The organism is Seinonella peptonophila (genome assembly GCF_900129355.1).
Classification (GTDB): domain Bacteria; phylum Bacillota; class Bacilli; order Thermoactinomycetales; family Thermoactinomycetaceae; genus Seinonella; species Seinonella peptonophila.
The window spans coordinates 1-12235 of sequence record NZ_FQVL01000023.1 but is presented as its reverse complement, the minus strand read 5'-3'; the positions used below and the strand labels follow the sequence as shown (position 1 = coordinate 12235).

At 37.8% G+C, this 12235-nt stretch carries 10 protein-coding genes and 1 tRNA gene; 2 read left to right on the top strand and 9 right to left on the bottom strand.

Going from position 1 to position 12235, the window contains the following annotated elements; translation table 11 throughout:
• Positions 1–40 precede the first annotated feature (40 nt).
• A complete protein-coding gene (locus tag BUB71_RS18185; protein ID WP_073158530.1) occupies positions 41–952 on the top strand; it encodes a LysR family transcriptional regulator in 912 nt (303 codons plus the stop codon).
• Between the two features lie 67 nt (positions 953–1019).
• Here the strand turns inward: BUB71_RS18185 and BUB71_RS18180 are convergent, their stop codons facing one another.
• From BUB71_RS18180 to BUB71_RS18130, 8 genes are all read right to left on the bottom strand, one after another.
• Positions 1020–3095, bottom strand: a complete 2076-nt coding sequence (locus tag BUB71_RS18180; protein WP_073158525.1) for a multicopper oxidase family protein — start codon at positions 3093–3095, stop codon at positions 1020–1022.
• A 160-nt stretch (positions 3096–3255) separates the two neighbouring features.
• On the bottom strand, positions 3256–3978 hold the full coding sequence (locus BUB71_RS18175) for a hypothetical protein (RefSeq protein WP_073158521.1): 723 nt from the start codon (positions 3976–3978) through the stop codon (positions 3256–3258).
• Entirely contained in the window at positions 3975–4325 is a 351-nt protein-coding gene (locus tag BUB71_RS18170) for a hypothetical protein (RefSeq protein WP_073158518.1), read from the bottom strand. Before BUB71_RS18170 ends, BUB71_RS18175 begins: the two co-directional genes overlap by 4 nt.
• 404 nt (positions 4326–4729) lie before the next feature.
• A tRNA-Trp gene (locus BUB71_RS18165) sits at positions 4730–4801 on the bottom strand.
• Between the two features lie 1233 nt (positions 4802–6034).
• Complete coding sequence (locus BUB71_RS18145; RefSeq protein ID WP_073158503.1) at positions 6035–7204, bottom strand: cytochrome P450; 1170 nt, start codon at positions 7202–7204, stop codon at positions 6035–6037.
• Between the two features lie 22 nt (positions 7205–7226).
• Positions 7227–7550 (bottom strand): hypothetical protein, encoded by a 324-nt coding sequence (locus BUB71_RS18140; RefSeq protein ID WP_073158500.1) that lies wholly within the window; start codon positions 7548–7550, stop codon positions 7227–7229.
• 360 nt (positions 7551–7910) lie between these two features.
• Positions 7911–9128: a C40 family peptidase gene (locus BUB71_RS18135; protein ID WP_073158497.1), complete on the bottom strand. Its 1218-nt coding sequence runs from the start codon at positions 9126–9128 to the stop codon at positions 7911–7913.
• A gap of 42 nt (positions 9129–9170) precedes the next feature.
• Entirely contained in the window at positions 9171–10445 is a 1275-nt protein-coding gene (locus tag BUB71_RS18130; protein ID WP_139279190.1) for an NlpC/P60 family protein, read from the bottom strand.
• A 365-nt stretch (positions 10446–10810) separates the two neighbouring features.
• On the opposite strand from BUB71_RS18130, the gene BUB71_RS18120 reads away from it, so the two are divergent.
• A complete protein-coding gene (locus tag BUB71_RS18120; protein WP_340148312.1) occupies positions 10811–11239 on the top strand; it encodes an IS5 family transposase in 429 nt (142 codons plus the stop codon).
• Positions 11240–11343: 104 nt separating this feature from the next.
• Here the strand turns inward: BUB71_RS18120 and BUB71_RS18115 are convergent, their stop codons facing one another.
• Complete coding sequence (locus BUB71_RS18115; RefSeq protein WP_073158488.1) at positions 11344–11790, bottom strand: DUF2269 family protein; 447 nt, start codon at positions 11788–11790, stop codon at positions 11344–11346.
• Between the last annotated feature and the right edge of the window lie 445 nt (positions 11791–12235).

Below are 12235 nucleotides of genomic sequence, written 5' to 3'. Positions count from 1 at the left end.
ATATAATACAATTGATCAAAAGAAAGGTGAAGTGAATACATTGGAACTTCTTCAACTCGAGTACTTTCGTACAGTCGCTCGTTTGGAACACATGACGGAAGCTGCGAAGGTATTACATGTTACTCAATCATCGTTAAGTAAAACGATTCAACGATTGGAAGAGGACTTAGGTGTTTCATTATTTGACAGAAATAGTCGCAAGTTACGACTAAATGAGTTCGGTCACTCTTTTCTTCAACGTGTAGAGAAAGCATTGTTTGAATTGGAGGAAGGGAAACGTGAAATCGTTGATTTGACAAGTAGCGAATACGGCAAACTTACATTGGCTGTTAACACAGCTTTCATGTTACCAGATATTCTTCGTCGATTTCGGAAAACCCGACCACATGTACAGTTTCTTGTGCAACAGTTAAGTACACAAGAGATGGAGGTTATGCTTAAGAAGGGAGAGTTGGATTTTTGTCTGTCTTCACCACCCATACAAGGAAGCGAATTAACTTGCGATATCGTTTTTCGAGAGAAAATTTTAGTGATTGTACCAGAGACCCATCGTTTGGCAAATAGAGGAAGTATTCATTTGTCTGAACTTAAAGAAGAGAATTTTGTCAGTTTAAAAAAGGGCAATGGAATACGTGATTTGATGGATCAGTATTGCCAAAAAGCAGGTTTTGTACCGAAAAATGTATATGAAGGTGATGAACCGGCAATACTGAGTTCTCTGGTTCAAGCTGGATTAGGGATTTCATTTGTACCAGAAGTTGCATTGCATGCCTTGTCTTTAGGAAATATCGCTTTAGAAAATATTGTTTTTTTACACTTGGAAGAATCTGAATGTATACGAGAAACTGGAATATCCCAACATCAAAATCGCTATTTATCAAGAATAGCAAAGGAGTTTAATCAAGTCTTGATTGAGCATTTTCAGACGATTTCATCCAATATAAAGAGGTGACAAACGATTCGTTATAACGAGATAGGGACTAGCCATAGTATGAACTAGTCCCCTAAAATGGCATCTTTTATTCTGGTTGGTTGACTGTTTTCTTTCCTGCTTCAAAAGGTGTTGTGACTCCTTCGTAGTTCAAGTGCATGGTCATCCCCATTTCCGCATGCCATAAATTGTGACAATGATCCATCCAGACCCCTGGATTATCTGCTTTAAAAGCAACTTCATACACTTCACCAGGAGCTACATCAAGTGAATCCGTCCACCAAGGGCTTCCTGTCGTCGGTTTCCCATTTTGACTGAGCACAAGCATCAAATGTCCATGAAGATGCATTGGGTGATGATCTAAACCACGATTGACAAAGGTTGTTTTTACAAAATCCCCTTCTTTGACTGTTAACATTGGAGTATTCGGAAAAACTTGTCCATTAATGGTGTATAAAAGACGTAACTTTCCATTATAGAATCCAGCTCGACTATCTAAGATCAATTTGAAGTCACGGTCAAATTTACTATTAAGGTTGAAAGGCGTTTGTTGTTTTTTTCCATATTGACTTGGATCGAATACGGGATTGTTTTCATTTGTATCTGGAATTGAATGGGTTTGTTTCTCACTAAAGACAATTCCGGGTGTTACACCTGCATCACTTTGGCTACTCAATCGTACTGGTTTCTTTGGCATGGTGAATAAAACATCATATCTGCCACCACCAGCGATAAAGAGTTTTCGATTTTTTATTGAGGTGGGTGAATGAATATCATTTCCGTCGATTGCTATGACTTTAAATGGAACATCCGATAATTGGAACGTTTGTGGATAGTTCTGAGCATTAATTATTCGCAATCTGACAGGTGTGCCTGGTTTGATGATTTGACGATCAAGTGTATCGCTTAATCCATATGAGGGAGTAAAGGACTTGTCTTCCGTCAATTGCCAAGCATGACTTAAAACTGTGATATCTTTTATATGAGATTGTGTACTCTCTTTTGGTTCGACAATGAGTGAACCAAACAATCCTTTTATGACTTGTTTCGCAGATTGTTGATGAGAATGGTACCAAAACGTTCCTAATTGTTTGGCTTCAAAACGATAAACATGTGTTCCTCCAGGTTGTACAGAATCTTGTGTCACACCTGCCACCCCATCTTCTGCATTGGGCACGTTATAACCATGCCAGTGAATGGTAACCCCATCTGTAATATCTTTATTTTTCAAAACCACTTCCACGATGTCTCCTTGTTTCACCCGTAACTGTGGACCAGGAGTGACTCCGTTAAAGGTCCAAGCTTCCATGGTTTTACCAGAGCTTAATTTCACTTGCTTTTTTTGAGCCACTAATTCAAAACGATGATCCGCTTTTTTGGTTCGGGGACCTGTTAATGTTGCTACACTGACCTCTTTATCAGACATAGAATGATGCATCGTTTTCATATCCATTTCTTGATGATGCATACTGCCCATATTGATATGGTCAGGAAGAACAGATACTTTCGCAGATAAGCTATACCAACCACCGATGATGATGGACAAACAAACAAGAGAGATCACAGTGCGTAAAAGTCTTGTCGATGGACTCATGACATAATGGGTTTGTACTAGTTTTATACTACGACGTTTTTGTCGGAACCATAAAGCAACTAGAATCAAAGCGAATGCAATCCATAGCATCGAGGCATTCATAATATTCAACTCAAAAGGATAAACAAAATAGAAAGCATAACAATCGATGATCGCACTTACTAGAGTGGCTTGAATAGGAAGAATGAACTTTGATGAGGTAAGTAATTTCCGATGTTCTTCATCTACAACAAACTGTGAATCGTTACCTATGTGCCTTGTGATTTTTCGTAAATTCGAAAGAGTGAAAAGTGTTGCAAATACTGAAGGAATCAACAGTGGCATTGAAAGGAATAACTTTTCCTTCATAAATTCCCATCCATAAGTCCCCAATAGACCTAGAACGATGAGCTCTGCGATTACGACTACTAGGGCCACAATATATACAATAGTAAAACGTTTCATACTTTGTTTTAGTTCCTGGTTTGTATTTCGGAAGGGAAGACGACTCAAACGATTGGCTACAAGAGCCCATGATAACACCAATACAAATACAATAATAAAATCAACTAAGTATAATTTTTCATACATGATAAAAACTCCTTTTTCTATGTTAGACAACAAAATCATTTTGATCTTAAATCAATCATAAAGGGCTATTTATATTTATTAAAACGCATTTAAATTCATATTATAATAGACTGAGAGGAATGAATGGTGCATCAGACAGAAGATGGTATGTTAACCCATCTTACAAGTAAGCATAATCTCCAAATTGAGCAATTTGCCATGGAATCCAAACGTTCTGCTGAAAGAATTGATCACTAATGGTTAGCAGTGCTCGTTGATCGATTGAGCGTTGATTTAGAGGATCTTTATTCGGTTCCACCAACTGATAAGCGTGAAAAAGAATACTAGATCCTTCTTTACTTAATTGATTTAATCCCTGAATGGCTTGAGGGAGATAGGCTAAGATCGACATGCTTAGGATTAGACTTCCAAAAATCCCAATGATGCGACTCATTATATGCGTATTCTGACGGTAGGAGAGAAACAAGGCAATGCCCATACAAGCGAGCACAAATAAAAATAGGGAACCACTTGCTAGTTTCTGTTGAATAAGCGCTACCATAGGTTGAATGATGAGATGAACCGAATCAAAAATTTGTAAGGTGAAACTCCATTGCAATGCGTATATGGTTATTTTGCTAAGCGTGGCTAAATAGTAAAACAAAGTATCTAAAGCGAAATCAGCCGATGCATCCAAGAGATTTCCTGTGTCTACATAATCGAACTGATAGTTTGATAACGGATAACGTTCATAGGTGGGTGTGCGAATAGGGTCACTGGTAATGGGAGCTTGCTTTGGAAAAAGAGCTTGAGAGGGATCTTTATTTTCTGCCCAAGTAAGGTTGGGTAAAATAAAAATTCCTATGACAAGTAAAAGGATTTGTTTCCACTTCCAATTATTCATGACTGTTCCACAACTTTCCCATGATGATATCGACCAAATTGTTTTTCTCTTTCCTGTAGCAAGGCAGGATCAGTAGTATTAAAACAGCGATATAAACGTGGATTGAGTTGATCTAATGGAAACCGAACTAAACCGACGTGACCATCAAAATCCTTCATTAGAAAATCATCAGATTCCATTACTGTACGACTTGTCAATAATTCAATGTTTTCCGATGTAGGTGCGATTCCCAACAGTTCACAGGCGCGAATGGCTTCTTCACGATCATCTAATCGATAGACAAATCGTTGCACAACATTATTTCTAGCTTCTCCACCACTGAGTCCATTGTCGATTATGCAGATCATGTTCCATCATTGAAAAATTTACATTATGCTGCGGTCTTATATACCACTCATTTCCATCATCCGGATAAACCGAGATTTCGAATGGTTATTCCATTGAAACTACATAGATGCGTGAATTGATATCCTAGCATCGATATAGTTTCTGTTGCCAAGTGACACCCTATAAGAATGCTTGATTTTCAATTATAGGTAGATTGTGATGAATAGGAGTAAACATAATTACGTGAATATTAGTATAATAAAATGCAATTTCATAAAATAATAAAGGAATATTAGATGGATAGTATTGCACATATCCGAAAAATGATAGGCAAGGTGCAAACAGTGGAACAGCATTTGTTAGAAACAAAAGAGTTAGCGGAGATATATGGTGAGAAGTGGGGGATCAGCATTTAATTGATTTACAGATCGGATGGGAGTCGAACCCTTATCTGCGGTTTTGGAGACCGCTATGCTACCATTTACACCACCGAACCATAAAAACCGCCCTGTTAGGTTAGGGGACACTATATCATTTCGGATAAAACGTACGCTAAGGCATATATTCGACACAAAATAACCGGCATCCCGTACGCTAAGGGATAACCGGTTAGTTTTTGATTTTTTATTGGTTTCTTTCCGGACTTTTCAATAGTACAATCTTTTCTCTTAATGAGCGAAGATTATTATAAGAAACACGTTGTTTTTAACTTTCATATATAATCATCAGTGAGACCGATGTGTTCCCATCCCAAACACTCAGGATCATTCTTCTTTCCTTGCTTTTTGCTTTTTAGTGGTGACAGGGTTCTTGCTATAGACAAAGTAGATTCAACTTATCAAAATCTAACGACTTCTGTTAAGAAAAGGAATATAAAAAGTAAGATTGGTATTAAGAAAACACCGTGTCGTCGCTCCGACGATTTTCCTCCCCAGATACTATTCCACTGAACTAAGATGACGAAAAAAGTACAGGCAAGAAGAGAAAACATCAGCAAGAAGAAAAAATCATAATCATAAGAATCTATTAGAAAAGAATACAACTCAAGTCCCGAAAATGTTACCAATCCCACACCAAAAGAAAGACAACAAGAAATACCTAGACCAATCCCAAACTCTTTCCAGTTATATTTCTGTACCATGGGTTCCCTCGTTTTACTCTGTGTATTGCCGAAATTAAATATAATTATATAATCACAGGTTGTTATTGTCCACTTAGGGTAATACCACTTGAAGTACGCCTACTTTTTCAGGGTTTACATTGTATCCATACGGTGGTTGTCCACTGCTAATAAATTTTTGCATTTTTTCAAGATATGGGTTTTTGACAAAAATAGGGAGTTTAAAAATGATGGTATTGAAGATGAATTACAAATTCCTTTGAATTTTTTCTTGCAAAAAGGGCTAGCGGAGACACGAGAAAACGTGGTACAGACGCTATGCTACAAATACATAATGAGGGATATTGGACAGGTGGACAACGACCGTATGTAGCGTTAGATCAATTGTTTGGTTTTCACGATGATGTATAACAACCTATCCAATATAGATATAGTACCAAAGAAAAGGTCGCCCATTGGAAATGGGCGACGGCACAAAGCAAGCTGGAAAGTTGAAGTTGCTTTGATTGAATGGACAATTGCTGTCCGATATAAATGTTACATTCAACACTATAAAGCAATTCATCTTGATTTTGCTGATTCTATTATGTATCATGCAGGTTTGACAAATTAATGTCTTTGGAAAATAATAGGCAAACTTTTAAGGCCAAACATGATTGCGCTAGGATGACGCTCAATCTCAACATCAGGTTTCACCTGAATTTGCTTTACTTTTTGGAAAAGTACTTCTAAGGCAATTTTGGCTTCAAGTTTTGCTAATGGTTCACCAATACAATAGTGGATACCATGACCAAAACTTACCTGAGATCGATTATTACGATGTATATCAAAGACTTCTGGATTCGGGAACACTTGTGGATCATGATTGGCTGCTCCCAACCAAGCAATCACATAATCGCCTTTTTTGATCTGATGTCCATCCAATTCGAAATCTTTTGTGGCTAATCTGAATAAACTTTGTACTGGAGACCGATAACGCAAAGTTTCATCAATCGCTAAAGGAATATCTTGTGGATGCTCTAGCAGATGTGTCTGCAACTCTGGCTGTTCTGTAAAGGTCAGGACCATGTTTCCTAATAAATTCGTCGTGGTTTCATTTCCTGCAGCTAATAATACAATACAAAATGATATCAAATCGGCTAAACTTAACCTTTCTCCATCTACCTCTGCTTGGATTAAATGACTGAGCAAATCATCTTGTAGATGCTGCTCCTTCTCTTTGATGAGTGCCTCAAAATACATGGATTGTTCTTGTTGAGTCCGGAAAAAACTTTCTGCTCCTGTTTCCATTTCATCTGGATCAAAGATCAATTCATTTGCCCATCTATGGACTTGATTAAAGTCTTTCACCGGAACACCTAATAATTTCGTAATCACGCTTACTGGAATAGGAATTGCAAAGTCTTGAATAAATTCCATTTCACCTTTTTCAAGTACAACTGATAGTCTTTCTTGGCATTGTTCTCGTATCCAAGGTTCCAACTTCGACACCACAGAAGGAATAAATGCTTTTGATATAATTTTACGTAGTAACTTATGGCGTGGGGGATCAGTATTTACGATTCCATTACTAATTGGACTCTGTTCTATTTTGGGCATACTTTCACTTGAAAAAACTTCATAATTCCCTAAAATTTTTTGTACATCTTGATGACGAAAAATTTGCCAAGCACCTTGTTGTCCCCAGTTCAGTGTGAAATTTGGGTCGAAAAAAATAGGATTTTCTCGCTGCATTTTTTGATACCAATGAAACGGTGTAAGTGATACGGATGCTTTCATTCAATCAACTCCTACAATATTTTTATTTTAACGTGAGCGTTTCTTCTCTTCCTAAAAAAAGAGATAATTCACCTGGTAATTTAGCTGCAAGAGCCATTGCCTCTTGAGCTTCAGGAGAACTGATAATTTGATGTAACGCTTCTTCAGATTCAAGATAAATCTCAAGAATCAGTTCAATCCCTTCAACATCTTGTGAAAGGTCTGTGCTCAATGGAGTTACACTGGTTAATTTCAGTTGAGTCACACCTGGTATTTTAAGTATAGATGGACAAACTTCTTCAGAAAATATTTTCTTAAAAGTCGGTAAATCTGTTATTTTCCTAAAGATATCGATTGATTTTATCACTTTTGTGCTCCTCTGATAAAATAATATCCGTAATCATTATAACATTTATAATTAAATATATTAACATAGAATTATATATCTATCTGGGTAGAAGGACCGAATATAAATTCCTAAAATTAAGAAAATTATACTTGCGTCAACTAAGTAAACTTACAAGTTCAAGGAATAACAAATACAAGCTATGGACAATTGATAGAAAGATAAACACATGATAAACGAAATGGATTGTGAACGTTAATAACTCAAAAGTCCTTTTCTTTCTATATCAATCAATGAAAAAAGAGTGTAGATTTCCCTGCTAAGCAGGTTTGTCTACACTCTACCGAAATGAAGCATATTTTGTAGAAGTGGATCGTTTACTTACTTCTTATAATATCGGACAGCACCTAGAAATTTACCGGCGTCACTCAAAGGATATTTCTGAATGTCGTTTCTACCTTGACTAGCATCCACAACCATGTTGTCTCCAACATACATCACAACATGGGTAAAGTTTTTATATCCTGGAGCACAAGAATCACATCCTACACCAGTGTCTAAAAATACAAGATCGCCTGGTTGTAAGTTAGCTTGAGAAACTTCTTCACGTATCACATCAGGAGCGATATTATCTCCTCTGAACTGTTGATCCGTGACACGAGGAATCTGGATACCAAGATGCTTTTGATATAAGAACTGTACAAAACGAGAGCAGTCCATCTGGCTTCCCAAGGCTTCGCCATTAAATGAGCCGGTTGTGCCAACCGCACTTAACGCTTCCTGAACCATTGCCTTCACTTTTTCCATGTTATCATCTGTTTGATTGATTGGAATCGTGGGTAGTGCATTGTTCTGGTTGTTTGTATTTCCATTATTATCAGGGGTTTTTAACTCGACATTCACTCCCTTGTTATTGAGTAGTGTGTTGGTAATTGGATTGATGACAAATGGTTGTACTTCTTTGGGAAGTGTTTTAGGATCAACTACTACTTCATTGTAGAAATAGTTTGGCTTTGTTTTATGTTTCCATATTCGGTATGCACCAAAATCAGCAACTAAGTCATATTCTTCTTTTTTGAACTCTGAGACCGATACATTGACAGGAGTCGTACCCGCAGGGAGTTGTAATGATTGTTCGTTGATCACCGGATTTTTCGATATCTCATTCTGCACATTCTGAGGAAGATTGTTTGTGTCAACGGTTACCTCTTTATAAAAGGTATTTGGACTTCCTATTTTTGCCCAAATTTTGAATATACCAAAGTCCTTGTAGATCACAAAGCCATTTTTGTTTTGTTCAAATTCCGATTTATCCACCCATTTTGTATCTTGTGTAGTGGTAGGTGTGGTAGTCGTGGTAGAAGATGTTGACACTGCAGATGTATTAGTGGTTGGAGAAGGGTTATTATCTGATTTTAAAATTTGTCCCAAAAGACCTCCTCCAACTTGGATAATCGAATTGATCAAATTGAGTCCAGCGTTAACCGTGTTCGAGTCAATGGGTATGGGTGATCCAGGAATATCAGCAAAAGCAGCAGTCGGCAACACCGCTGTAAATACTAACGACAAGCTGAATAAAGCTGAAAATCTTCGTTTCATCTGGTTTTGTCCCTCCTAAATAGATACTGATCAGTATTTCAATTACTTAATAAATAATCTTTTACCACCTTTGAATGTATTCTTTTCAATGAAACTGCTTAATTTTGTAGATACAACTTTACCAGTTTTCGGGTCGACATAGACAATGGTGTCATCATCTACAACAATTGCGACCAGATCGATCGATTGATCAAGTGTACAATCGGGACATGCTTCTACCGTGTTAAAGAAGGCAAGATCACCTGGTTTTAAATCTTTTGTGTTAGTGATCAGCTTTGTGTAAGTTTCACCATTCTTCAATGCATCTTGATTAGATTCATCTGTAAGCAGGAATATTTGATCTTCTGCACTTGGAAGTTTGATTCCGAGAGGTTCAAACAGGGATTTTACAAACTCGGCTCCATCATTCTCTTTTAGTTTTTGACCCACCAATTGCTTTGCTTTGCTAATCACATCTTGGATATTGCTATTGCTTAAAGTAACAGCTTTGCTATCCAGATTTGGCAGAAATGGTTTTACAAACGTTTCAAATGGATTAAAGTTGGTGATTGCATTGTTTGGTGTCCCAATTTGAAACTGAAACTGAAGCCCTTTATTGAATACTGGATTCGTAACTGGATCTAAGACAAACGGGCGAATATTTTCTGGGAGCGTGTTTGGATTTACACCAAATTGATGATAGAAGAAAAATTTGGTTTTGTGTTTCCATAGTTTGTAAATACCAGCATCGAGAACTAGTTTGTAATCATTCTTATTGAATTGATCCGCACCTACCATAACTGGATTTGTTCCTGTTTTAAATTCAAGAAAAGCATTGGCATTAATATATGGATTTTTTACTTGGGAACGAACATTTTCGGGCAGTGTATTTGGATCGACGAGTGGTTCACAGTAGAATGTTTGCGGTTTTGTTTTGTGTTTATATAATTTTGTCGCTCCAATTGTTGTTAAAAATTCGTATTGATCCACTTCTTTTTCATACTGGACTTTGTCTACACAATTTGTTACAGAGTCACCGGAAGTGTTTGTACTGTTGGTGGTTGCACTGGTGGATGGTGTAGAATTGGTTGGAGATGTGGTAATCGGAGTAGTCACAGTGGGAGTTGTAGTTGATGGGGTTTCACTTTGACTTTGTGATAGAATCTGTCCCAAAATGCCTCCTCCGACTTGGACTAATGTATTAATTACGTTTAATCCAGTAGTGATGGTGTTTGCATCAACTGGAATGGGTGGAATTGGATCTGCAGAAACAGAAGTAGGTAAAATAATGGAGAAAATAAGCAACATACTAAAAAGAATTGAAATTATTCTTTTCATTAAATTCATTCCCTTCATTTTCTTATGGGGAAAAAATATAGTAGCTCTATTCTATCAATTATATAGTAAGTATTAACTAACTAAAAGTCAACGGTTAGTTACATTTGAAATATTAAATTTTATGGATTGGTATATGATTTGATCGAACAATAAAACCAAACAATGTAGATTTATAAAATCAATCAGTAAATCAGTTAATATATGTTGTAATATGAAATATCTATAAAAAGACATATTATTTTATAACTTCAACAGGTTGTATATTTCTTAAATTTACACATGAACCGATTTGTATTATATAGTTATCATTCACTAACTTCAGGAGCAGAATAGAGTTAACTCTAATTATATTGAAAGGATCAAAAGTGATGTTAATTGCGGATCGCAGGGGAATTCCAGTGGGATTAACGGTTCACAGTGCTCAGCCCCACGAAATCCGACTCGCAGAGAAAACAATTCATTCCATACGCGTTCCACAAAGAAGAGGAGGGACTCGCACTCGTTTCAAAGAACTGGTAGCCGATCGAGCTTATCATAGTGAACTCTTCCGACGTTTTTTACGTAAACGTGGAATGAAACCAGTCATCCCACTGAAAAAGAACGCTCAAAAAAGAAGAGGTCGCCTACTGGTCCTGGGCGACGGGTACAAAGAACGCTGGGAAATTGAGCGTTGCTTCGCTTGGTTGGACAACTGTCGAAGACTCGTTGTCCGATATGAACGTTACATTCAACATTATAAAGCATTTTCACTCATTGCACTAATCCTTCTTTGTTTAAATCGACTTTTGAAATAGCTTGTATTAACACCAATATGATTTAAATCTTTGTGAAAGTGGATGAGTTTCAACTTTATTTTCCAAACCGCACTTTAGTAAGAGGAGACTAGAAGTGGTGAACATTAAAAAGGTTTGAACACCATCAACAGAATAGATAGCACAACGCAGACATTCGCTGTTACCTCTAGTCGCAAGGAACGTCTGCGGCTTTGACGATATGCTTCCGGCAAAGTTTCTCCCTGAGTTTGCTGAAGCAATGCCAATTGTTGTTTCATGCCGGATGGAAGTAATACGGCCAGGATGACTAAAATAACACAGAAGATGACCACAGAAAGCCAATACCATAGCTCTTGGAACAGATATGTTTGTTGGTATCCGAACGATATACCGGTAAGAAGCAGCAGAATGCCCCCGATTTTTGGCAAGATCGCCATCTTCTCTAACAACCTTAATCCGAATTTGGCCTGCTCCACCGTCCGGACGCAGCTCATGATTACTGGATAGCCAATTATGGCAACGATCGCCGTAACGGCGGAGATAATATGGATGAACAACAAGTAATTATACATGGACAAGCCCTCCTGTCAGTTCTGGTGCAAAAAAGAAGCAACGAGGTAGAACCTCTTTGCAGACTGAAGAAAAACCCAATCAGCGAGAGAGAGAGAGGGGTGTAACGTCTGAGGGAAATGCCCCGCTAAGAAGCTTTTCCTATCGGGCGCTAGCTAGCAGACGAACCGGTAAAGCGGCAATTTCTACTCGGGCAAACGGTTTGAGCCTCAGCAAGCGGATGCCGGAAGAGGCGAGTTTTGCCCGACCGCGTAACCAGTTCGGATTCGTCAGCCATGCTTCTGCGCAGCCCGGGAAATATCCTTCAACCCTTCAATAGCGTGCAGCGTCGCGTAAACCGCGAGAATGAGCGGGTAAATACTTTGTCTACACTCTCCAACGAGGTAGAACCTTTGATGCTTCTTTTTATCTGATCTAAACCGATGTTAGATCTGGTACATCGAAGTT